This is a genomic window from Leifsonia poae (assembly GCF_050632195.1).
In the GTDB taxonomy this organism is placed as follows: Bacteria; Actinomycetota; Actinomycetes; order Actinomycetales; family Microbacteriaceae; genus Leifsonia; species Leifsonia poae_C.
Genome location: NZ_CP192580.1, coordinates 2266447 through 2289557 on the forward strand (window position 1 = coordinate 2266447; position 23111 = coordinate 2289557).

A 23111-nucleotide genomic window follows, 5' to 3' on the forward strand; every position below is an offset into this window, starting at 1 on the left:
GTCACAACACGCCGTGTCGCGGCGCCCTCAGACGGCGTGTCGCGCCACCTCTTTGCGCGCCTGTGGATAACTTCTGCGCGGCCTCCACGCTTCGTGGCAGGGTGTCCCGATGCGAGCCGCACCACTCCCTGATGCCCTAGCCAACGGTGCGTTCACGACGTCGGATGCGCAGCGGGCCGGAGTATCCAGGTCGCGTCTGCGACGTGACGACTTGATTGCGCATTTTCGTGGTGTGCGTGTGGAGTGCTCGACGAACGGTGAGCCCACGATCATCGAGCGATGCCAGTCGTTCCGGCCGCTCATGGACGATGGCCACTTCTTCAGCCATGTCACCGCCGCGATCATCTACGGACTCCCCGTACCGCCCGAACACGAGGCGTCCAGACTCATCCACGTCTCGGTGATGATTCCGCGGAGGGCACCGCGTGGCGACGGCATCATCGGGCACAAGCTCCGAGTCGATCCGGACACTCTGAGGCTCTGGAACGGTTTGCGCGTGCCCCCTCCGATCGAGGTCTGGTGCGAGCTTGCGTCGATGATGTCGATAGACGACTTGATCGTCGCCGGCGATGCGATCGTCAGGAGAAGAGATCCGCTTGGCTCGACCGCCGACCTCGCGAGTGCGGCGGCTGACGCAGTCAACAGACCCGGCGTCAAACGTCTGCGTTCCGCGCTCGAGTCCATCCGAGCGCGCACAGACTCACCTATGGAGACCAGACTTCGGCTCGCGATCGCAAGAGCCGGACTACCCGAACCTGAGGTGAACTGGGCGGTCCTGGGCACGGACGGATCCTTCAAGGGCTTCGCAGATCTGGCCTTTCCGCAGTACCGGGTGATCGTCGAATACGACGGTGACCAGCACCGCTCCGATCCCGACCAATACTTCTCAGACGTGGATCGACTGTGGACGTTTCAAACCCTCGAATGGCGCATAGTCAGGGTGAACAAGTCACACACAGCAAACGGATGCGCGGAAGCCATTGACCGCATCCGCACCGCTCTCGCACAACAAAGGGTCGCAACACGCCGTCGAAGCTAATGCCGAGACGGCGTGTTGCGACCCTCGTTGTCAGGAAGCGGAGTCGACGGGCGTGGTGCCCGGGATGAGGCAGGCGTCGCCTTCGCAGGCGGCCGCGTCGGCGGAGCCGAAGGGGATCAGCGCGACAGGCGACGCGGTCCCACCGGCGGGACCAGCGGCACCAGCAACAGCGGCACCGGCCCCGCCAGCGGCACCGGCCCCACCGGCGGCACCAGCGGCGCCGGACTGCGTCGCACCACTCACGCGGTCACCTCGGCGCGCTCGGTCCAGACCTGCTCGAGCACCTGGGCGAACGTGGTCGGGTCCTGCGCGCCGGAGACACCGTAGCGGCCGTCGATCACGAAGAAGGGCACGCCCTGGATGCCGTACTCCTGCGCGAGGCTCTGGTCTGCCCGCACATCCGACAGGAACTCCTCCGAAGAGAGACGCGACCACGGCAGCCCTGTCCAGGCCGACCTCCGCTGCAAGGTCCGCGAGGTCCTCGACGCGACCGATGTGGCGCCCCTCCGTGAAGTAGGCCTTGAAGAGGCGCTCCGCCATCTCAAGCTGCTTGCCCTGCGCCTTCGCGAAGTGCATGAGCTCGTGCGCCTGGATGGTGTTGGTGTGCTTCAGGATGTCGTAGTCGTAATCGAGGCCGACCGACGAGGCGATCCCGGTGACGCGCTCCAGCATCGGACCGACCTGTTCGGGCGAGATGCCCTTGTGCCCGGCGAGGAAGTCGACCTCGCTCCCGTCGAAGTCGACCGGAGTGTCGGGCGACAGCTCGAACGAGTGGTACTCCACCTCGACGGCCCGCTCATCCCCGGCCTCGGAGAAGAGGCCGCTGCCCGTCTCGAACTTGCGCTTTCCGATGTAGCACCAGGGGCACGCGACGTCGGACCAAATGTCGATCTTGATAGGTTCACTCACGCAAAAATGCAACGGCGGAACTCAGCCGGGCATTCCCGGAGCGTCGATCGCCCCACCGAATCGACGGTTTCGGGATGCGTAGAGTTCGACCGCCTGCCACAGATCGGTCCGCGAGAAGTCGGGCCAGAGCGTGTCGAGAAAGACCATTTCGGCGTACGCGCTCTGCCAAAGCATGAAGTTGCTGGTGCGCTGCTCCCCCGAGCTGCGGACGAAGAGATCGACGTCTGGCAGGTCGGGCGTATAGAGGTGTCGCTGGATCGTCTTCTCGCTCACGGCGGACGGCTTGATGCGGCCCGCGGCGACCTCCTCGGCGATCGTGCGTACAGCATCCGCCACCTCGGTGCGACCGCCGTAGTTGACGCACATCGTGAGCGTGAGGGTGTCGTTCCCGGCGGTCAGTTTCTCGGCATACTGCAGTTCTTTGATCACCGATGACCAGAGCCGGGGCTTGCGTCCCGCCCAACGCACGCGCACGCCCCACTCGTTGAGTTGGTCGCGGCGGCGGTGCAGCACGTCGCGGTTGAAGCCCATCAGAAACCGCACCTCTTCGGGTGAGCGCTTCCAGTTCTCGGTCGAGAACGCGTAGACGCTCAGATGCTTCACCCCGATCTGGATGGCGCCCGCCACGACATCCAGCAATGCAGCTTCGCCCGCGCGGTGCCCTTCGATCCGCGTGAGCCCGCGCTTGTTCGCCCACCGACCGTTCCCGTCCATGACGACCGCCACATGATCCGGCACGACGGATGCGGGCAGCTGCGGCGGATACAGCCCTGTCCAGTCGAGGGGTCGGAACTCGACCGCATCCTTGTGCGTGTACGGCTTGGGACTCATGCCTCTGCTTTCCGGTCGTGCTGAACGTGCTGGAGCGAACGCAGGCCTCGCTCGAGGTGCCACTGGGTGTAGGCCGCGACCACGCCGCTCGCCTTCGATCGTGTCGCGTCGTTCGCCGCTTCCGCCGCATCCCAATCGCCGGTGAGCAGAGATGCGAGCAGCCCGATGGTCGCCGCGTCCAGCTTGGGTGCCCCCTGAGGCGCGCAGTCATCGCAGACCACACCGCCGAGCTGCACGACGAGCGACAGATGCGGACCGGGTGCGCCGCAGCGTGAGCAGTCGAGAAAGCTCGGCGCCCATCCTGCGAGAGACAGGGCCCTCAGCAGATACGAGTCGAGTGTGAGCATCGGGCCGTGTTCGTGCCGCGAAAGCGAACGCAGGGCGCCGACGAGCAGTAGATACTGCTGCAGCGACGACTCGGACTCGGTCAAACGGTCGGCCGTCTCGACCATGGCGTTCGCCGCTGTGTATGCCGCGTAATCGCCCGCGATCTCTGCCCCGTATGAGCCGAGCGATTCTGCCTGGGTGACGACGTCGAGGCTTCGCCCCTCGTAGAGCTGCACGTCGGCGACCATGAACGGTTCGAGCCGCGAGCCGAACTTGGAGGCGGTGCGTCGAACCCCTTTCGCGACGGCTCGCACTTTGCCGTGCTGGCGGGTGAGCAGCGTGACGATCCGGTCGGCCTCACCCAGCTTGTGGGTGCGCAGCACGACGGCTTCATCACGGTAAACGGGCACAGTCCAGTATCCCGCGTCGCGCCTAGAGTGCGGGTCAGCCGCGCATGGTACAAGTGACCTATGAGCACGACGGCCTTCACCATTCCCCTGTGGGCCGACCTCGTAGCCGTCGGCGTCGGAAGCCTGCAGGGCGCCATGTTCGCCTCCGGTTTTCGCGACCGTCGCCTCGACTGGCTCGGCGTGGCGATCATCGGTGTCGCCACCGGAGTGGGAGGTGGTCTCCTCCGCGATCTGCTGCTGGTGACGCAACCGGTCGCACTGCAATCGAACTGGTACCTGCCGATCACCGTCGTCGCGGCCCTGATCGGCATGCTGCTCGTGCGTCTGTTCCGCCGCCTCGACCCGATCATCACGTTTCTGGATGCGCTCACGATCGGTCTCTTCGGCGCGATCGGAACGACGAAGGCCCTCTCGCTCGGCCTGCCGGAGGTACCAGCGGTCTTCGTCGGCGTGGTCTCCGCCGTGGGAGGGTCGATCCTCCGTGACATCCTGCTCACCCTTCCCATCGCCGTGATGCACGTCGGATCGTTCTACGCGGTGGCGGCGGGTGCCGGAACGGTCGTGCTCGTCGTGCTTGTGGATCTCGGCGTGCCGCCGACGATCGGTGCGATCGTCTGCGTCGTCGTGACCCTCATCCTGCGCCTGCTGGCGGTGCAGTTCGGGTGGAGCCTCCCCGAGCAGCGGGAACTCAGTCTGAGCAGCTTCCGCCCTCGCTGGCCGCGCATCGCACGCAGACCCGCCGCGACCGAGCGCACCGACACGGGGGCGCTCCCCCGCTACAAGATCGACAAGCCCGAGTAGAGCGGCCCTGGACAGCGAAGCGCCCCCGACCGATTCGGCCGGGGGCGCTCATGTACTTCTGCGGAACTACGCCGAGACGAGCGACCCCGACTCGGTCGAGCTCGCCTGCGACTCGGCAGTCGACTCGGACGCACGCACTGCGCGGTTCACCGCGGAGACGACCGCCTTGAAGGATGCGGTGGTCGTGTCCGCATCGATCCCGACGCCCCACAACCGCTGACCTTCGACATCGAGTTCGACATAGGCCGCAGCCAATGCCGACTCGCTCGCCGCCAGAGTGTGCTGCGAGTAGTCGTACAGGTGCACGCTGATCCCGCGGTGGTTCAGGATGTCCAGGAACGCTGCGATCGGACCGTTGCCTCGTCCGGTGGCCTTCGCCACCGAGTCGCCGTCGCGCAGAGTCACGGTGAGCTCGACCTCGCCGCCGGTCTCGTTCGAGGTGCTGGTGCTGCCGAGTTCGAAGCGGCCCCATTTGCTGTCGGTCTCATCGGCGGGCGCCGGCAGGTACTCATCCTGGAAGATAGCCCAGATGTCATCGCTCGAGACCTCGCCGCCTTCTGCATCCGTCTTCGCCTGAACGACGCCCGAAAACTCGATCTGCAGTTTGCGCGGCAGGTCGATGGCGTGGTCGGTCTTCAGCAGATACGCAACGCCGCCCTTGCCCGACTGCGAGTTGACTCGGATGACGGCCTCGTAGCTGCGGCCCAGGTCCTTCGGGTCCACCGGCAGGTACGGCACGGCCCAGACCAGGTCGTCGACGCTCTTGCCCTGAGCGGCGGCGTCGGCGGCCATGGCCTCGAAGCCCTTCTTGATCGCATCCTGGTGCGAGCCGCTGAAGGCCGTGAAGACCAGGTCGCCGCCCCACGGACTGCGCTCGTGCACGGGCAGCTGGTTGCAGTGCTCGACGGTGCGCTTGATGGAGTCGACGTCGCTGAAGTCGATCTGCGGGTCGATGCCCTGAGTGAACAGGTTGATGCCGAGGGTCACCAGGTCGACGTTTCCGGTGCGCTCGCCGTTACCGAACAGGCAGCCTTCGATGCGGTCCGCGCCGGCCATGTACCCGAGCTCAGCGGCCGCGACGGCGGTGCCACGGTCGTTGTGGGGGTGCAGCGACAGGATGATGTTCTCGCGGTGGGCGAGGCGTCGCGACATCCACTCGATCGAGTCGGCGTAGACGTTCGGCGTCGCCATCTCGACGGTGGCGGGCAGGTTGATGATGACCTTGCGTTCGGGCGTCGGCTCGAAGACCTCGATCACCTGGTTGCAGATGTCGACGGCGAACTCGAGCTCCGTGCCGGTGTAGCTCTCGGGCGAGTACTCGTAGTAGATCGTGGTCCCCGGAACCATCGACTCCATCTGGCGACACAGCCGCGCACCGCTCAGGGCGATGTCGATGATGCCCTGCTTGTCGGTGCGGAACACGACGTCCCGCTGCAGCACGCTGGTCGAGTTGTAGAGGTGCACGATCGCCTGCTTGGCGCCGATCAGCGACTCGTAGGTGCGCTTGATGAGGTGTTCGCGCGCCTGCGTCAGCACCTGGATGGTGACGTCGTCAGGGATTGCATCCTCTTCGATCAGGCTGCGGACGAAGTCGAAGTCGGTCTGGCTCGCGCTCGGGAAGCCGACCTCGATCTCCTTGTAGCCCATCCGCACGAGCAGATCGAACATGATCCGCTTGCGCTCGGGGCTCATCGGGTCGATGAGCGCCTGGTTGCCGTCGCGCAGGTCGACCGCGCACCAGCGCGGTGCCTCGGTGATGCGCTTCGACGGCCAGGTGCGGTCGGGCAGGTCGACTCGGAACTGCTCGTGGAACGGCCGGTATTTATGAATCGGCATGGCGCTCGGCGCCTGGGTGTTCTTCATGGTCTGAAATCTCCTCGTGCGGTGTGGTGGAGAGCCGACGACGAACTCCGCGACGAGGGAGGCCCAGAACTAGGACTCGTCGCGGCAGCTAAGAAGGAGCAGACCGAACACAGAAACAAGCCTAACACGCGGCTCTGAAACGGTCACCCGCGCGGTTCAGCTTCTGCCGCGCGCAAGGGTCGCTGCCTGCCTCACGGAGAGTTGCGGCAGGTAGGCCCGCACCAGCGCGATCCCGATGGCGGGCAGCTGCACGGGGTCGGGATACGCCATGAGCAGTGGATGCAGTTCCGGCTGGAACTTGCGCTTGAACTTGAGCAGGGAGCGGAAGCCGTACACCGGCTCGAGCGACGCGCTAAGGAACCCCAGGATGCGGTCCATGCCCGTGAGGTCGCCTTCGCCAGACCCTGCGGTGTGGGCCAACGGAGCCGCGGACAGGCTCATGAACTCGATGCCGTCGTCGCGCATCCGGGTGGCCGATTCGGCGATCAGGAACTCCATGACTCCGTTGATGCTGTCGGGTCGGCGCCGCATGAAGTCGAGAGTCCAGCCGATCACGACACCGTCTCGGAAGCTCGGCAGCCAGCTCGTGACGCCCTCGACGCGACCGTTCTCGTCGACGGCGAGCATCAGCCTCACCGCGGGGTCGCGCAGTTCGTCGAGGCCGCCGAGCGTGAATCCCATCTCGGGCAGGTCTTTGTCGGCCACCCATTCCTCGGAGATGTCGGAGAGTTGCACACCGGTCGACAGCGGGAGGGCGGCGAAACTGGTCCATTGGGCTCTGATGCCCGCACGCTCGGCCCGGTTGATGGAGGTGCGCACGTCCTGCCACTTCTTCCCTGTCGTCGCCCACTGTTGGGGGCGGATCACGGTCTCCTCCGCGACGACGGTGGTCGACCATCCCATCTCGGCGAACAGGGGTTGGAGGGATCCGTCGACGCTGTAGAAGACGGGCACCCAGCCGTTGTCGTCGCAGAAGCGGGCGAACCGTTCGATCGAGCGGTCGTGCGGCGGAGGCGCCCCGAACGGTCCGCCGGTGGTGAGCGCGACACGTCCGACGACGCGGTAGGCGATTGCACGCCCATCCACCGGGTCGAACCAGTAGTCGTTTCCGGGCCAGGTCGCCATGAACGAGATCAGGTCTCCCCGCCACGCTGCAGAAGAGTCCTCACCCGAAGAGCGTCGGTGGCGCCGCTCCAGGATGCGCCTCCGCGCATGACGGGGATTGCCGCGAGTATCGCGACAAGCCAGAACACCGTACCGACGTTGTGATAGACGATCGTTCCCAGAGGATCGGTCGGCAGATAGTCGACGGGCTCACGACGAAGGAAGTTAACGGGGATGAATCGCTCGAGAACGTCGCCGAGCAGGTCCCACACGTTGACCACGCGGGTGAATCCTGTCTCGCGAAGCGCATATCCGACCGCGACGTAGACGGCCGCCAGCACGATCCCGGCGACCAGGACGGTGATCAGATAGCGCCGAACCGCTCGGGCACGAGGCCGTACGGGAAAGTGCCGACGCAGCGCGATCAGCGCGATGGCGATGACGAGCGGGAGCAGGGCGGAGAGCGTCAGCACGACCGTCACCTCCCAGTAGTGCGCCGAGAGATGCGGAGTGGACGTCAGACCCGCGAGAGGCAGCAGCCCGAAATAGAGGCCGGATAGCAGCGCGAGCAGCAGGTTCACCGAAACGGCGAGCCATACCGCGAAGCGGCTCCCCCGCAACAGTCCGTACGCAGCCACGAGGAGCACCAGCAGCGGCAGCACGGAGAGAAGGATCGGACCGAGACCGTTGATCCGCTCGATCGTGAGGTCCCGCACGCACTGCCTGGTCACCGCGAACGCCTGACAGCGGGCGAGCAGCGCGCCCTTCTCGGGCACCTCGTTTGTGAAGAGCAGTTTGATCGGTGACAGCAGCCCATTGCGCGATTGCGTCACGAGTCCGATCACCGGACCGATCGCCGTGATCGTGAGCGCGGACGCGAGGAGCACCCGGATCTCGTGATGCGAGCTGCGCACCCAGCTCGCGAGCTTCGCCGAAGGCCTGAGAAGAACGCCGAGCCCGAGCCCTGCCAGCACCGCCAAGAGCCGATAGAGGTCGCCCGGCAGCCCCGAGTAGAGCACCAGCACGACGGCGACGAGCGCGGTCAGCAGACGGATCCGGCGTCGCCACAGTGCGCCGGCGAACGCGCTCGCCGTCATGATCGCGCCGCCGACGGCGGTGAAGACGTCGAGCACGATGAGGGCGCGCACGTTCCGCGCCCACATCTCACCGCTTCCGGATGCGACGAGCTGAATGCCGACGCCGGCCAGGATCCCGACAGCGGAGGTCATGAAGTATGCGAGTGCTGTTCGCCAGGTGCCCATGAGGTGCTCGGCGACTCCGACGAGCACCACAGTCAGGATGAGCGCCAGAACCAGCTCGCCGAGGCTGTCGCAGAAGAGCACGGACGTGACGGGCGACCACCAGTGCCCCGCGCTGACCGGACCCGGCCCGGTGCTCAGCCAGACGTGGAGAGGGCGGCGCGGCCCGTGGATCGGACCGGTCACCAACGCCAGGATCAGAATCGTCAGCGTCAGCGCCGCAGTGAACGGATGCCCGGCGACAACGCCGACGAGCCGCCGGCCGACCCCCTTCACGAGCCGAGACCCATGTGAGCGGCGATAAGGGGGAATCCGACAGCGAGGGTGTGCTGCACTGTGTGCCAGTCGTGGGCAGTACCGGGTGAGCTGAACAAGTGCGTGGTGATCCCGGCCCGGGACGCATCTACGTAGAGCGCTTGGGCGAACGCGGTGTACTTGGCGTCGTTCTGGCCCACCCCCAGGATCAGAAGCGAGTCCTTGTACGGAGCGTGTGCGGCCATGAGGGCCGACGGCTGAGCGGCACGATAGGCGGCCGCAGAACCGCCGAATCCCTTCGCGATCGTGGTCTTCTCGCCGCCGAGCGTCGGACCGAGCTCACTGGAGGACGCCAAGGCCGACCCGAAGATTCCGGGGTGACCGGAAGCAAATTGCACAGCGCAGGTCGCACCCTGCGAGTAGCCGAAGACACCCCACGCGGCGGGATCGCTGCTCACACGGAAATGCGCCTTGATCCAGTTCGGAACGTCCGACAGGAGGTATGTGGCGGATCTGCCGAGCGCGGAATCGACGCACATGGGGTTGCGGTTCGGACCGCCCAGCTGGTCCGCAGCGACCACGATCGGGGCCAGCCCCTTGTGCTTTGCGGCGAACTCGTCCATCACCGCACCGATCCGGCCGGCGGTGAAGACGTCGGAGGGCGCGCCCGGCTGCCCGGAGAATGCGTACAGGATCGGGAGTACCGGTGGATTGGACGTGAGCGCCGCAGGTGGCAGGTAGACCACCGTGGTCCGCGCCGCGAATCCTGAAGCCGTCGCAGGGATGTGTACGGTGCCGATCTCGCCCTTCGCCGGTAAAGAAGAGGGAGCACGCCACGTCGCGGCGTCATCGATGCCGCTGTCGGCAACCTCGCCATGCTCGCTGTGGAGGTCGAGCGCGCCGAAAGGCACGACGCCGAGCGCGTCGTTCAGGTTGCGGTACTCGCCGAAGTCGACGTTGATCCCGGCGCCGGCGGCGATCAGGAACACCGGGATGCTCACGACGGCTACCAGCTTTCGCCACCACCGCGAGCCGAACAGGTTGACGATCGCCAGGGCGACTCCTGCCGATCCGATCGCCACCCACATCCGGCTCACCGGAGTCAGAGTCACGCCGAACACGTCGAGCACATCGCCGAGAAGCCAGGTCAGAAACAGCCCGATGAGACCACCGGCGACGAGTGCGCCGAACCCGACCAGGGTGCGCCGAAGAGTCGGGCGCACCAGGAGGTAGAGTCCGAGAACCGCGATCAGAACGTCCACCGTGATGAGGAAGGGCGGCTTATCGATCCTCACGGTCGTGATCCAGTTCAGCGTGGAGTCCTTTCAGAGCAGAGCAGGGCAGAGCCGTCGCCCATTATTCGACGCTCAGCCCGTGGAAAGCTGGGGTAATGCCAGCATTCAGACAACTCGTAGCCTCGGGCCCCTCTGCCTGAGAATTTCGCGGGCTATTCCACAGCTAAAGCGGCGACTGGGGCGACCGATGTCGCCCGCCTCGTCGGTGCGATCGACGCGACCACGGCCAGGAAACCAGCGGCGAGAACCACTAGTCCGAGGAAAGGCCACGGCAGCGTGGGCACCAGCAGTCCGCCTCCCGTGATGCCGCCGAGGAGAGCCTGCGCTCCGATCCAGCCGTACGCCGTGCCCAGCACGAGTCCGGTGACGATCGCGGCGATCGTCAACTGCGCGCTCTCAGCCAATATCATCCGGCGCACCTGCTTCGCACTGAAGCCGAGCGCTCTGAGAAGCCCGAGCTCGCGGCGGCGCTGAAGCACGCTGAGCGAGAGGCTGTTGACGACTCCCACTGCTGCGATGATCGCGGAGAAGCCGATCAATACGGTGAAGACCATCATGGTGACCGTGAGCACACTGTCGACCCCGGCGTACAGCTCGGGCTCGTTCTTCTGCGCCTCTTGGATCATCTGGAGATACGACTGCGACGCGACGACGAACATGGTGATGAGAGTGACCCCGATGACGAGTCCGATGGTCGTGCGGGAGCTCCGCTCGGGATTGCGCACCGCGTTCGCGGCAGCGAGCTTCGTCGCGGTTCCGCGCCCGAAGATGAGGCCGACGCCGCGCAGAATCGGTGGCATGAAGAGCGGCGCGGCCAGGATGATCCCGGTGAAGGAGAGCACGCCGCCCGGCAACGCGGTGAGCACACCGTAAGGCGTGAACGAGCCGATCGCGGTGGCGCGGAAGACGCCGAGGCCGAGGAGCAGACCGCCGACGAGCAGCGCAACGCCGAACAAGATGAGCGCGAACGCGACGATGTTGCGTGCGCGACTCCCCGGATCGCCGTGGCCGGGCGTTCCTCGGCCGCGCCGAGAGCCTGCACCGGAGTGACGGTCAGCACCCGGCGACTGCCGATCCAGGAGGCCAGCCACGTGGTCAGGACGACGATGATGAGCGGCGCGAGCAGCACCGGCGTTAGCACCGGATACGTCACATCCGGAAGGACGTTCGTGCTGACGAACACCCGCACGGCAACCAGAGCGAGCGTGGCTGCCACCGCGCCGCCGATCAGGGACCCGATGAGACCGACGGCGAGTCCTTCGCCCGCGACGGATCTGCGCTGCGCCCGCGCACTCGAACCGATCAGGCGCAGCAGCGCGATCGTGCGAGTGCGGCCGGCGATGATCGTCGCGAAGGTGTTCGTGGTGACGATCGCGCCGACATATACAGCGATGATGAAGAAGATGGCGGCGACCACGTTCAGGGCCACCAGGATGGAGCCGTGCTGGGCGGCGATGTCGTCGCCCGCGATGTAGGCCGCCAGCACACCGGTCGACGACAGCAACGCGACTCCGAATGCGGCGCTGAGAGCGGCGACGAGGATGCTCGCCCGGTGCTCTCTGGCGTTTGCCCGGAAGGCGGAGAAGGGCCGGCTCATGCGTGCCGCTCCATCGCGAGCATGTAGCTCGAGATCTCCTCGGGAGTCGACCGGTCGCGCTCGTCGACCACCGCGCCGTCGGCGAGGAAGACGATGCGGTCGGCGAAGCTCGCGGCGATCGGATCGTGCGTCACCATGGCGATGCTCTGCCCGTAGGTACGGCTCGCCTCGGCCAGCAGCGTCAGCACCTCCCGCCCTGTGCGCGAGTCGAGGTTGCCCGTCGGCTCGTCGGCGAAGATCAGGTCGGGCCGCGTGGCCAGTGCCCGCGCGATCGCGACGCGCTGCTGCTGGCCCCCGGAGAGTTCGTGCGGACGGTGCGTCAGCCGGTCCGTCAGGCCCAGCGAACCGACCAGGTGGTCGATCCACTCGCTCTGCGTGCGGGTCGGGCGGCGACCGTCCAATTCGAAGGGCAGACGGATGTTCGCAGCGACGTCGAGCGTCGGCACGAGGTTGAAGGACTGGAACACGAAGCCGACGCGACGACGGCGGAGGACCGTGAGTTCGGCATCCTGAAGCCGCGTGATCTCGGTGTCGCCGAGCCAGACCTCACCGCTCGTCACTGTGTCGAGGCCTGCCATCACGTGCATCAGGGTCGACTTGCCCGAGCCGCTCGGCCCCATGATCGCGGTGAACTGCCCGGCGGGGATACCGAGTGACGCGCCTTCGAGCGCGTTCACCCGGTTGGCCCCGGCTCCATACGACTTGGTGGCGTTCACCACCCGCGCTACGAGCTTGTCTGTGGGCTGCAGGATGGGAGCGGCGGTCGTGACCGTCGCATTGGTGACGTTGTCCATGCCATCAACGCTATGGATGCGCTGTGAAACACGAATCGGGCCAGCGGGCTATCCGGCATCAGCCCTGAGGATGATTCGCCCTGGCCGCAGCACGCGCTACTCGACCGCCGTCAGCCCGTGCTCGAATGCGTAGACGACCATCTGCACGCGGTCGCGCAGGCCGAGCTTGCTAAGGATGCGGCTGATGTGGGTCTTCACCGTCGCCTCGCTGAGGAACTCGGTCGAGGCAATCTCGGAGTTGCTGAGCCCGCGTGCCGCGAGCACGAAGATCTCACGTTCACGGGCGGTGAGGGTCTCGAACTCCGGAGGTTGCGGCTTGACGGGGTCGCCTGCCGAGAAGTACTGAAACAGCTCGCGCGTCGCCCCTGCGGCGATCACGGCGCTGCCGGCGTGCACCGTGCGGATGGCAGCGAGGAGGAACTCGGGTTCGGCGTCTTTGAGCACGAAGCCGCTGGCCCCACCGCGAATCGCGCGTGCCGCGGCCTCGTCGAGGTCGAAGGTCGTGAGCACGACGATCTTCGGCGCGTCTCTGCCCTCGCGTGCGGCGCTCTCGACGATCTCGGTCGTCGCCGCGATCCCGTCCATGACGGGCATTCGGATGTCCATGAGCACGACATCCGGTGAGGTCTCGCGGGCGAGGCGCACACCTTCCGCGCCGTTGGCGGCTTCTCCGGCGAACTCGAGATCCGCTTGCGAGCTGACGAGCATCCGGACCCCGGCACGGAACAGCGCCTGATCGTCGACCAGCAGCACGCGGATACGCGTCGAGGACTCGCCGCCGCTCATGCGGTGGCTCCCGCCGGGAGGAACGCCTTCACGACGAACCAGTCGCCGGTCGGCCCTGCGCTGAGCGAGCCTCCGGCCAACGTGGCGCGCTCGCGCATCCCGGGCAGGCCGTGCCCGATGCGGGGCAGCGCTCCCGTTCCGCCTGCGGGAGTGTCGATCGAGAGGGGCTTCATGGTGTTCCTCACAGTGATGGTGACGCCGGGGCCGGCGTTCTCGTCGGACGTTTCGGCGAGCACGACGGACGCCGAGGTGGCCGTGTCTCCGTGTCGGAGCGCGTTGGTCAGCGCCTCCTGAACGATGCGGTACGCGGCGATCTGCTGGGCGGACCCGAGCAGGCTGAGATCCCCGACGCGCTCGAACGAGACATCGAGGCCGGCGGCGCGGATCTGATCGATGGTGCGGTCCAGGTCCTCGAGCGACGGCTGCGGCCCCTCTGGCTGAGCGTGCCGGAGCTCCGCGAGCAGGACCCGCACATCCCCGAGCGCGGAGCGTGCCGTCGACGCGATGATCTTGAGAGCTTCATCCACAGAGCCGGGATCCGTGTGCCGCGCATAGCGCGCCCCGTCCGCCTGAGCGATGACGACGGCCAGCGAGTGCGCGACGACATCGTGCATGTCGCGGGCGATGCGCGTGCGCTCCTGCTCGACGACCACGTCCTCGACCGCTCGTGCGCGGTCGAGCTCTGCCTCGGCCTGGGCGCGACGCGACAGCCTGGCGGTGCGCCAGGTGCGCATGAGCAGGCCGAGGACCCAGGACAGCCCGAGCACGGTGATGCTGACGACGAAGAGGAAGGCGAACTGGAGCGCGAGCTGAGCGATGGCGCTCGACAGCACGTTGAGGTAGTTCTGGCTGAGGGCGGCCGTGAGCGTGAGGTAAAGCGCAGCGACGAAGGCACCGACCCCAGCCGAGATCAGGCCCGACCAGCGCACGATGCGATCGCCGTACGCGGCGGTCGCATAGAGCACGATCAGCACACCGATATCGCTGAACTGGATGCTGTGGCCGGTCGTCATCTGCAGGATCGCCGCGAGCCAGGCCAGCGCAAGAGCGACCGCCGGCGACACGCGCCGCACCGCGATCGCCAGAGCGAACGCGATCATCACGAGGAAGCCCGATCGCGGCCCGCCGTCGCTGCCGAAGCCGAAGATGCTGACCGCGTCGAGGATAAGACAGCTGAATGCGAAGGCGACAGCACCGGCCACATCGAACGCCAATTCGGTTCGTGTGAGCCGGCGCACCAGCCCGACGCTCTCGACCTCGGGATCGGTGACCCGGGTACCGCCGGACGACGCCAGCCAGACGAGCACCGAGCTGCCCTCCATCGACCCGGTCGCGCGCTGCCGCGCGACGAGGAATCCGACGAACCAGCAGGCCACGAAAGCGACCACCAGCAACAGGCTCATCAGCAGCAGCCCGACACCCTGCGATGTGTAGTACCCGCCGATCACCGGCCCGAAGAGCGGGAACTTGAGCTGCCCGCGCACGGTGAAGAGGTAGGCGACGGCCGGACCGAGCAGAATCGCCGCGACGAAGTCGAGCCAGCGCACGACCTTGCCCGAGTGCGCTGCCACGCCGAAGACTGTTATCAGAACCGCGACAAGCCCGATGAGCCGGAACGGCGTCTCGAGCGTGCTGGAACTCGCGACATCCAGGAGGACCGCCGCACTGATGAGCCCGAGCGCCACGCCTGGAAGCACCCGCGACAGGGAGACGGCCGCGCAGTAGAAGAGCAGAGTCAGCGCGGTCTCGATATCGAGAGCCAGTCCGGAGATCAGCCACACGCAGAACAGGATCAGTCCGAGGGCAGGCTCCAGTACCCAGCGGAACGGCACGAGCCGGTCCAGGGCACGGGTGGGGGCTGCATACTTCTACGGTACGGGGCGACGGGCGCCCACAAGCGCCGCTCCGGCGGATTTCATCCGCTGGATGTACGAGCGCGGAAGCGCCTGCGGCCCGAAGAGATCTAGAAGCCGAGGCGCCCGAGCTGCTTCGGGTCGCGCTGCCAATCCTTCGCGACCTTCACACGGATCGACAGGAACACCTGCTTGCCGATCAGTGCCTCGATCGGCACTCGAGCAGCGGCACCCACATCCCGGATGCGGCTCCCGCCCTTGCCGATGACGATCGCCTTCTGGCTGTCCCGCTCGACGAACAGGTTCGCATAGACCTCCACGAGATCCTTGTCGTCGCGCTCCACGATGTCGTCGATCGTGACCGCGAGCGAGTGGGGCAGCTCGTCCTCGACGCCCTCGAGCACCGCCTCCCGGATGTACTCCGCGATCCGATCTTCGAGACCCTCGTCGGTGACCGCGTCCGCCGGGTAAAGCGGAGCCGGCGACGTGGGCAGCAGGCGCATCAGCTCGGATGTCAGAGTGTCGAGCTGGATGTGGCTGGTCGCCGACAGCGGAACGATCGCCTCCCACTCGCGCAGTTCGGAGACGGCCAGCAGCTGCTCGGCGACGGCGGCCTTGCTCGCGACGTCGATCTTCGTGACGATCGCGACCTTCTTCGCACGGGGATACGCATCCAGCTGCTCGTTGATGAAGCGGTCGCCCGGGCCGATCTTCTCGTCCGCGGGCACGCAGAAGCCGATCACGTCGACGTCGCCGAGCGTCGACTGCACCAACGAGTTCAGTCGTTCGCCGAGCAACGTGCGCGGGCGGTGGATGCCAGGGGTGTCGACCAGGATCAGCTGGCCGTTCTTCTGGTGCACGATCCCCCGGATCGCGCGGCGGGTCGTCTGCGGCTTCGAGCTCGTGATGGCCACCTTCTCGCCGACGAGCGCGTTGGTGAGCGTCGACTTGCCGACGTTCGGCCGGCCGACGAACGAGACGAATCCGGCGTGGAAATCGGTCACGAGTGGTTCTCCTCAACCGACGCCTCGGGCGCCGAGATCAATGCGGTGTCGCGCTCGACGAGCACGGTGGTGACGTGTTTGCGGCGACCCTCAGTGCGGTCGACGGTGAAGAGCAGGCCGTACGCGGAGACGGTCGAACCGGTCTCCGGCAGCCTGCCGAGGAGCTTGGAGACGAGACCGCCGACGGTATCGACATCGTCGTCGTCCAACTCGAGCCCGAAGATCTCGCCGAGTTCGTCGATCGGCAACCGGGTGCTCACGCGGTAGCGACCTTCGCCGATCTCCTGCACGAGCTCGACCTCATGGTCGTACTCGTCGGAGATGTCGCCGACGAGCTCCTCGATCAAGTCCTCCATCGTGACCAGTCCAGCGATGCCGCCGTACTCGTCCACGACCATGGCGAGGTGGTTCGACTCGAGCTGCATCTGCCTCAGCAGTGCGTCCGCCTTCTGCGATTCCGGCACGAACAGCGCCGGGCGGGCGAGCTCGCCCATTGTCACTTCTTCGGCGCCGAGCGGCTTCTCGAAGCTCAGCTTGGCCACATCGCGCAGATACAGGATGCCCACGACGTTGTCGGGGTCACCGTCGATCACGGGCATCCGGGACACGCCCTTGCTGAGGAAGAGCCCCATGGCTGTGCCGAGGCCCGCGCTGCGATCGATCGTCACCATGTCGGTGCGGGGCAGCATGACCTCGCGTACCACGGTGTCGTTGAACTCGAAGATCGAGTGGATCAGCTCGCGATCGTCCTCTTCCAGCACGTCGAACTCGGTCGCCTCGTCGACGATGCTGAGGAGTTGCTCCTCGCTCGCGACCGGAGCGGACCGCGAGATCGAGGGTGTCACGCGATTACCGAGTGCCACCAGACCGTCAGCGATCGGCCCGAGCAGTACGCGGACGAAACGCACGAGCGGCGCCGTCTGCTGCAGCAGGAACGTCGAGTGCGCCCGTCCGACGCTTCGCGGACTCGCCCCCACCAGCACGAAAGAGACCCCGGTCATGATGAGTGCGGACAGAAGTAGTGAGAGCCACCACTGTTCGAAGATCATCTCGAACGCGAGCGTGACCAGCACCGCAGCGGTCGTCTCAGCCGTGATGCGGATGAAGTTGATGGCGTTGAAGTGCGCGCCAGGATCGGCAGCGATCGCGAGCAAAGACTTCTTCGCCCGTGACGTCTCGGCCAGCTCGCCGATGTCCGCGCGCGACTGAACCGAGATGGCGGAGTCGACAGCGGCCATCAGACCGCCGAAGGCGACGAGCAGGAAGGCGACGACGAAGAAGACCGTGACCAGCATCCGCGCTCCCTATCGCTGTCGGTCGTAGCGCGAGAATCCGATCAGGATGTCGCGCTGGATGCCGAACATCTCCCGCTCCTCGGCGGGCTCGGCGTGATCGAACCCGAGCAGGTGCAGGATGCCGTGCGTGGTGAGCAGCAGCAGCTCCTCCATCAAGCTGTGCCCGGCGGTCTCCGCCTGGGCCTGGGCGACCTGCGGGCAGAGTACGACATCGCCGAGCAGGCCGGCTGGCGACGGCTCGTCCTCGGTGCCCGGACGCAGCTCGTCCATGGGGAAGCTGAGCACGTCGGTGGGGCCGGGCTCGTCCATCCACTGCACGTGCAGCTGCTCCATCGCCGCTTCATCCACCAGGACGATCGCGAGCTCGGCATCCGGATGCACGTGCATGATGTCGAACGCATAGGTCGCGAGACGCTGCAGCGCCGCCTCGTCGACCGGGATGGCTGACTCGTTGTTGACTTCAATACTCACTGGTCAGCCCTATCGTTCTGTGCTCATCGTCGTTTCGGAAGGCGGTCGCGCGGGATCGACGAACGGCGCTCGGCGCGGTTGGCGAACTCGGCCGCCTGCTCGCGCTCGTAGTGCAGCGCCTGCTTCTGCGCGTCGTACTCGGTGTACGCATCCACGATGCGACCGACGAGGGTGTGACGCACGACGTCGTCGCTCGTCAGGCGCGCGAAGTAGATGTCGTCGACGTCCTTCAGCACGCGGGTCACGAGGCGCAGCCCACTCGCCGCGTTCGGGAGGTCGATCTGCGTGATGTCGCCGGTGACGACCATCCGGGAGCCGAAGCCCAGACGCGTCAGGAACATCTTCATCTGCTCGGGCGTGGTGTTCTGGGCCTCGTCGAGCACGATGAACGAGTCGTTGAGGGTACGACCGCGCATGTACGCGAGCGGCGCGACCTCGATCGTGCCCGCTGCGAGCAGCTTGGGGACGATCTCGGGGTCCATCATCTCGTTGAGCGCGTCGTACAGCGGGCGCAGATACGGGTCGATCTTGTCGGTGAGCGTGCCCGGCAGGTAGCCGAGACGTTCGCCGGCCTCCACCGCAGGGCGGGTCAGGATGATGCGGGTCACCTCTTTGCGCTGCAGCGCCTGCACGGCCTTCGCCATCGCGAGATACGTCTTACCGGTACCGGCGGGGCCGATGCCGAAAGTGATCGTGTTCTCGTCGATCGCGTCGATGTACTGCTTCTGGCCGAGCGTCTTGGCACGGATGCTCTTGCCCCGCACGGTCAGGATGGCCTGGCTCAGCACATCCGACGGGCTCAGGTTGAGACCCGTGTCGAGGATGCGAGCCGAACTCGTGACCTCGGTCGGGCTGAGCTCCTGGCCGTTGCGGACCATCTGCAGCAGTTCCTCGATCAGTCGCCGGGCGGCCTCGACCTGCGTCGCGTCGCCCGTGAGGGAGATCTCGTTTCCGCGCACGTGCACGTCGACTAGCGGATACTGCCTCTCCAGCGTGGTGAGCAACCTGTCCTGCGGCCCGAGCAGTCGCACCATCGCGACGCCGTCGACATCGAAACGGGCTTCTGCCTGCCCCTCGGTGTTCGGGGGCGTGAAATCGCTAGTCGGCAAGGCTTCCTTCCTCGAGGCTGGTTCCCTCTGAATTGGCGCTCAGGATGTGGGCGTGAACGTGGAACACGGTCTGGCCCGCCCCGGCACCGGTGTTGAAGATCAAGCGGAAATCTCCGTCGGAATATTCCTTGGCGAGGCGGTCGGCCGTGGCGACCAGTTCGGCGAGCAGCCCGGGGTCGCCCGCGGCCAGCTCGACGACGTCGCGGTACTGCTCCGTCTTCGGCACCACGAGCAGGTGCACCGGCGCCTTCGGCGCGATGTCGCGGAACGCGATGATGCGCCCGTCGTCGTAGACGATGTCTGCGGGGATCTCCCCGCGATGATGCGGGAGAAGATCGATCGCTGGTCGGTTTCCATAGTCCCCATCTTAAGGCCGGCACCTCACCAGCGGCCGAGGATTCCGTTGAGCACGGCCAGGGCAGCAGGGCCGGCGGTGGATGTGCGCAGCACGGTGTCGCCGAGCCGTACGAGTTCCGCACCGGCGGCAGAGAAGGCTGCGAGCTCTTCGGAGGCTATCCCGCCTTCCGGACCGACCACCAGAACGATCGGGCGACCATCGGGAACGATGGACGAGAGCGGCACCGTCGCATCCGGTTCGAGCACGAACACGCGGTTCTCACCCGCCAGCGCGGCGATCGATCTGGTGCTCGAGAGCTCGCCCACCTCGGGAACCCACGCGCGGATCGACTGCTTGGCCGCCTCCCGCACGATGGTCGCCCAACGGTCGCGCCCCTTCGCGACCTTCGGACCCTCCCACCGGGAGACCGAGCGAGCCGCCGACCACGGCACGACTGCATCCACACCCAGCTCAGTGGATGCCTGGATCGCGAGCTCGTCTCGGTCGCCCTTGGCGAGCGCCTGCACGAGTGTCAGGCTCGGTCTCGCGGGCTCGACGTGCTCGACCGCCTCGACATCGATCGTGAGTTCCGACGATGTCGACTCGATCACTTCGCCGGACACGACCAGGCCACGACCGTTGCCGATCATGACCGACTGGCCCGGCCTTGTCCGGTTGACCGTGGCCGCGTGCTTGGCCTCGGCGCCGACCAGAGACACCCGCGCACCGACTTCGGCGGTCACGAGGTCCTCCCGGAAGTAGAGCGAGCTCATGGTCGTCTCATACGTTGAGGAACCGGTCGCGCAGCTTCGCGAACAGCCCCTGCTGGAATCGGGCCAGCGAGGGCTCCTGCTGCTTGTGGCTCGCCGCGAACTGCTTGATCAGCTCGCGCTCTTTGTGGTCGAGCTTCACGGGAGTGACCACCTGGATGCCGACGCGCAGATCGCCGCGTCCGCTCCCCCGCAGGTGGGTGATGCCACGATCCTTGATCGTCATGATGTCGGCGCTCTGCACGCCGGGCTTCAGCTCCAGCTTGATGTCGCCATCGAGGGCGTTGACGGTGGCGGTCGTGCCGAGGATCGCATCCGTCATTGAGACCTCGAGGGTGCACAGGAGGTCGTCGCCGTCACGGCTGAACACGTCGTGGTGCTTGACCTTGATCTCGAGGTACAGGTCTCCGTTCGGGCCGCCAGCGGGGCCTGCCTCGCCGCTGCCCGGCATCTGCAGGCGCAGGCCGGTGTCGACGCCGGCGGGGATGTCGACGGGAACGGTGCGGCGCGCACGCACGCGACCCTGTCCCTGGCAGGTGACGCACGGCGTTGCGATGACCGTTCCGTATCCACGGCAGGTGCCGCAAGGGCTGGAGGTCATGACGTTGCCGAGGAGCGAGCGCACCGAGCGCTGGATGCTCCCCGTTCCGTGGCAGATGTCGCAGGTGACGGGTGCGGTACCGGGTTGGCAGCAGGACCCGTTGCAGGTCTCGCAGACGATGGCCGTGTCGACCTCGAGGTCGCGGTGCGTCCCGAAGATGACCTCGTCGAGATCCACCTCGACACGTAGCAGCGCGTCTTGGCCCCGTTCGCGCCGGGACTTCGGCCCGCGGCTGGTGCCGCCACCGCCGAAGAACGTCTCGAAGATGTCGCCGAACCCGCCGAAGTCGGCTCCGCCGCCGCCGAAACCGGGCTGCGGTCCGATGTCGTATTGCTGACGCTGCTGCGGGTCGCTCAACACGTCGTATGCGTGGGTGACCAGCTTGAACCGTTCGGCCGCGTCGGCACTCGGGTTCACATCCGGGTGCAGCTCACGTGCCAGGCGTCGGTACGCCTTCTTGATCTCGTCGGGGGTGGCGGTGCGGTCAACACCGAGGACTTCGTAATGGTCGGCCACGTACGGCTTTTCCTTCTCGTTCGGTTCTTATTCGCCCAGCAGGCGGGAGAGGTAGCGGGCCACCGCGCGAACGGCGGCCATGTTGTTGGAGTAGTCCATTCGCAGGGGGCCGAGCACGCCCAGCCGGGCGACGTCGGATCCTGAGGCGGAGTATCCGCTCGACAACACGGAGGTCTCGGCCAGACCGAAGGCGGCGTTCTCACGCCCGATGCTCACGGCGACACCGTGCTGATCGGTCGCCATCTCGCCGAACAGCTTCAGCAGAGTCACCTGCTCCTCGATGGCCTCGAGCACCGGGTAGATGCTGCCCGTGAAGTCGTGCTCGGTGCGCACCAGGTTCGCGGTGCCCGCCATCACCAGCTTCTCCTGCCGATTGGCGGCGATCTGATCGATGAGGGCGTTCGCGACGGGAGCCACATGAGTGCGGGTACGTTCGGTGAGTGCGTCGGGCAGATCGCGGAGGCGCGCGGTCGCATCGAACAGGGAGAGCCCTGCGGCCGCCCCGTTGATGACGCCGCGGATCTCGGCCACCTCTTCATCGGTGGGGTCTGCGCTCAGCTCGACGACTCGCTGCTCGACGGCGCCGGTGTCGGTGATGAGCACGCAGAGCAGTCGCCCGGGCGAGAGAGTGACGAGCTCGATGTGACGGATGCGCGACCGCGACACAGACGGGTACTGCACGAGTGCCACCTGGTTGGTCAACTGCGAGAGCAGACGCACTGTGCGAGCGAGCACATCGTCGAGGTCGACCGACTGGCCGAGGAAGGTCTCGATCGCCTGGCGCTGGGCAGAAGTCAGCGGGCGCACGTCCGACAGGTGGTCGACGAACAACCGGTACCCCTTGTCGGTCGGCACGCGGCCTGACGACGTGTGCGGCGCGACGATCAACTCTTCCTCTTCGAGGGCGGCCATGTCGTTCCGGATGGTCGCGGCCGAGACGCCGAAAGCGTGGCGCTCGACGATGCTCTTCGATCCCACGGGCTCACGCGAGGCGACGTAGTCCTGAACGATGACTCGCAATACCTCGAGGCTCCGGTCGGACACCATCCGTCTCGCCTCCTGACTGCGTTCGCCCATCGTGCCATCCGGCTGGATTAGCACTCACTCATCCTGAGTGCTAATCATATCGTGTCGACACGCGACTCATTGATTGCACCCGCTTGAATGCTGGCATTACCTTATGTGTGCGGTCTCACAAAAGGGTGAGTTGCACTGATCGGCAGGTTCCGGCTTTGCCGAGAGTTTCGTTTCCCCGGATCCGAACGAAAGGCCCCGATCATGACCGACCCGAATCAGCCTCCGGCAGACCCGAACGGTGGCGTGCCGCCCCAGCAGCCGCAGCAGCCTTACGGCGGCGTGCCGCCCCAGCAGCCGCAGCAGCCTTACGGAAGCGTTCCGCCGCAGCAACCCCAGCAGCCTTACGGAAACGTTCCGCCGCAGCAACCCCAGCAGCCTTACGGCGGTCAGGCAGCTCCCCTCGACCAGGCCCAGGACAAGCAGTGGGCCTCGTTCGCGCACCTCGGCGGCATCCTGTGGTTCCTGCCGTCGCTCATCATCTTCCTGGTCTTCAAAGATCGCGGCGCACTGACAGCTCAGGAGTCGAAGGAAGCCCTCAACTGGCAGATCACGTGGATTCTGACCTGGATCGCCTCGCAAATCATCGGGGGCATCCTGGGCGGCGTCGGCGTTCCCGCCGCGTGGCTCATCTTCGGACTGCTCATCCCCTGGGCGCTCTATGTGCTGAACCTGGTGTTCTCGATCCTCGGATTCGTCAGGGTCAACGGAGGCGGCGCCTATCGATACCCGTACAACTTCCGCTTCATCAAGTAACCGAAACCTCTCGGCTACTTCCCAGTTTCGAGCCGCTTGCCATAGGGTTGGGGCG

Annotated in this window: 21 protein-coding genes and 3 pseudogenes; 3 read left to right on the plus strand and 21 right to left on the minus strand. The window is 66.4% G+C overall.

All coding sequences use genetic code 11. The features are described 5' to 3' along the window. The first annotated feature begins 232 nt into the window (after positions 1 to 232). Positions 233 to 1039 (plus strand): hypothetical protein, encoded by an 807-nt coding sequence (locus ACQ86A_RS11475; RefSeq protein WP_431277189.1) that lies wholly within the window; start codon positions 233 to 235, stop codon positions 1037 to 1039. A gap of 30 nt (positions 1040 to 1069) precedes the next feature. On the opposite strand, the gene ACQ86A_RS11480 is transcribed toward ACQ86A_RS11475, so the two are convergent. The 4 genes and pseudogenes from ACQ86A_RS11480 to recO all read right to left on the minus strand — a co-directional run bounded on the left by ACQ86A_RS11480 (position 1070) and on the right by recO (position 3516). Beyond that, on the minus strand, positions 1070 to 1282 hold the full coding sequence (locus tag ACQ86A_RS11480) for a hypothetical protein (RefSeq protein WP_431277190.1): 213 nt from the start codon (positions 1280 to 1282) through the stop codon (positions 1070 to 1072). After that, a pseudogene (locus ACQ86A_RS11485) lies at positions 1279 to 1948 on the minus strand (DsbA family oxidoreductase). Before ACQ86A_RS11485 ends, ACQ86A_RS11480 begins: the two are co-directional and overlap by 4 nt. Before the next feature lie 21 nt (positions 1949 to 1969). Continuing rightward, the gene (locus ACQ86A_RS11490) at positions 1970 to 2779 is read right to left on the minus strand and encodes an isoprenyl transferase (RefSeq protein ID WP_431277191.1); all 810 of its coding nucleotides are present in this window, start codon (positions 2777 to 2779) and stop codon (positions 1970 to 1972) included. Beyond that, positions 2776 to 3516, minus strand: coding sequence for a DNA repair protein RecO (gene recO / locus ACQ86A_RS11495; RefSeq protein WP_431277192.1), 741 nt, complete (start codon positions 3514 to 3516; stop codon positions 2776 to 2778). The genes ACQ86A_RS11490 and recO overlap by 4 nt, the downstream gene beginning before the upstream one ends. A gap of 60 nt (positions 3517 to 3576) precedes the next feature. Between recO and ACQ86A_RS11500 the strand changes: the two genes are divergently transcribed. Continuing rightward, positions 3577 to 4317: a trimeric intracellular cation channel family protein gene (locus ACQ86A_RS11500; RefSeq protein ID WP_431277193.1), complete on the plus strand. Its 741-nt coding sequence runs from the start codon at positions 3577 to 3579 to the stop codon at positions 4315 to 4317. Positions 4318 to 4383: 66 nt separating this feature from the next. Here the strand turns inward: ACQ86A_RS11500 and leuA are convergent, their stop codons facing one another. The 17 genes and pseudogenes from leuA to hrcA all read right to left on the minus strand — a co-directional run bounded on the left by leuA (position 4384) and on the right by hrcA (position 22273). After that, positions 4384 to 6180, minus strand: a complete 1797-nt coding sequence (leuA, locus tag ACQ86A_RS11505) for a 2-isopropylmalate synthase (RefSeq protein WP_431277194.1) — start codon at positions 6178 to 6180, stop codon at positions 4384 to 4386. 156 nt (positions 6181 to 6336) lie between these two features. Further along, entirely contained in the window at positions 6337 to 7305 is a 969-nt protein-coding gene (locus tag ACQ86A_RS11510) for a bifunctional lysylphosphatidylglycerol flippase/synthetase MprF (RefSeq protein ID WP_431277195.1), read from the minus strand. Between the two features lie 8 nt (positions 7306 to 7313). Then, positions 7314 to 8819: a hypothetical protein gene (locus tag ACQ86A_RS11515; RefSeq protein WP_431277196.1), complete on the minus strand. Its 1506-nt coding sequence runs from the start codon at positions 8817 to 8819 to the stop codon at positions 7314 to 7316. Further along, positions 8816 to 10093 carry an alpha/beta hydrolase-fold protein gene (locus tag ACQ86A_RS11520; protein WP_431277197.1) on the minus strand — a complete coding sequence of 426 codons (1278 nt, stop codon included), beginning with the start codon at positions 10091 to 10093 and terminating at the stop codon, positions 8816 to 8818. The genes ACQ86A_RS11515 and ACQ86A_RS11520 overlap by 4 nt, the downstream gene beginning before the upstream one ends. Before the next feature lie 152 nt (positions 10094 to 10245). Further along, positions 10246 to 11184: an ABC transporter permease gene (locus tag ACQ86A_RS11525; RefSeq protein ID WP_431277198.1), complete on the minus strand. Its 939-nt coding sequence runs from the start codon at positions 11182 to 11184 to the stop codon at positions 10246 to 10248. 14 nt (positions 11185 to 11198) lie between these two features. Beyond that, positions 11199 to 11690 (minus strand): annotated as a pseudogene (locus ACQ86A_RS11530) (FtsX-like permease family protein); the annotation flags it as partial. Continuing rightward, positions 11687 to 12484, minus strand: coding sequence for an ABC transporter ATP-binding protein (locus ACQ86A_RS11535; RefSeq protein ID WP_431277199.1), 798 nt, complete (start codon positions 12482 to 12484; stop codon positions 11687 to 11689). The gene ACQ86A_RS11535 and the pseudogene ACQ86A_RS11530, both read right to left, overlap by 4 nt. 96 nt (positions 12485 to 12580) lie before the next feature. After that, complete coding sequence (locus ACQ86A_RS11540) at positions 12581 to 13270, minus strand: response regulator (protein WP_431277200.1); 690 nt, start codon at positions 13268 to 13270, stop codon at positions 12581 to 12583. After that, the gene (locus tag ACQ86A_RS11545; RefSeq protein ID WP_431277201.1) at positions 13267 to 15102 is read right to left on the minus strand and encodes a sensor histidine kinase; all 1836 of its coding nucleotides are present in this window, start codon (positions 15100 to 15102) and stop codon (positions 13267 to 13269) included. The genes ACQ86A_RS11540 and ACQ86A_RS11545 overlap by 4 nt, the downstream gene beginning before the upstream one ends. A 131-nt stretch (positions 15103 to 15233) precedes the next feature. Continuing rightward, entirely contained in the window at positions 15234 to 16127 is an 894-nt protein-coding gene (gene era, locus ACQ86A_RS11550) for a GTPase Era (RefSeq protein ID WP_431277202.1), read from the minus strand. After that, positions 16124 to 17422 (minus strand): hemolysin family protein, encoded by a 1299-nt coding sequence (locus tag ACQ86A_RS11555; RefSeq protein WP_431277203.1) that lies wholly within the window; start codon positions 17420 to 17422, stop codon positions 16124 to 16126. Before ACQ86A_RS11555 ends, era begins: the two co-directional genes overlap by 4 nt. Before the next feature lie 9 nt (positions 17423 to 17431). Further along, the gene (ybeY, locus tag ACQ86A_RS11560; protein WP_431277204.1) at positions 17432 to 17893 is read right to left on the minus strand and encodes an rRNA maturation RNase YbeY; all 462 of its coding nucleotides are present in this window, start codon (positions 17891 to 17893) and stop codon (positions 17432 to 17434) included. Between the two features lie 23 nt (positions 17894 to 17916). Continuing rightward, positions 17917 to 18927: a PhoH family protein gene (locus tag ACQ86A_RS11565; RefSeq protein WP_431280432.1), complete on the minus strand. Its 1011-nt coding sequence runs from the start codon at positions 18925 to 18927 to the stop codon at positions 17917 to 17919. A 64-nt stretch (positions 18928 to 18991) separates the two neighbouring features. Beyond that, positions 18992 to 19359: pseudogene (locus tag ACQ86A_RS11570) on the minus strand (histidine triad nucleotide-binding protein). Between the two features lie 24 nt (positions 19360 to 19383). Then, positions 19384 to 20112 carry a 16S rRNA (uracil(1498)-N(3))-methyltransferase gene (locus ACQ86A_RS11575; RefSeq protein ID WP_431277205.1) on the minus strand — a complete coding sequence of 243 codons (729 nt, stop codon included), beginning with the start codon at positions 20110 to 20112 and terminating at the stop codon, positions 19384 to 19386. A 7-nt stretch (positions 20113 to 20119) separates the two neighbouring features. Continuing rightward, entirely contained in the window at positions 20120 to 21226 is a 1107-nt protein-coding gene (gene dnaJ / locus ACQ86A_RS11580; RefSeq protein ID WP_431277206.1) for a molecular chaperone DnaJ, read from the minus strand. A 27-nt stretch (positions 21227 to 21253) separates the two neighbouring features. Further along, on the minus strand, positions 21254 to 22273 hold the full coding sequence (hrcA, locus tag ACQ86A_RS11585) for a heat-inducible transcriptional repressor HrcA (protein ID WP_431280433.1): 1020 nt from the start codon (positions 22271 to 22273) through the stop codon (positions 21254 to 21256). A gap of 231 nt (positions 22274 to 22504) precedes the next feature. Here hrcA and ACQ86A_RS11590 point away from each other — a divergent pair, with 231 nt between their 5' ends. After that, positions 22505 to 23056, plus strand: a complete 552-nt coding sequence (locus ACQ86A_RS11590) for a DUF4870 domain-containing protein (protein WP_431277207.1) — start codon at positions 22505 to 22507, stop codon at positions 23054 to 23056. Positions 23057 to 23111 lie beyond the last annotated feature (55 nt).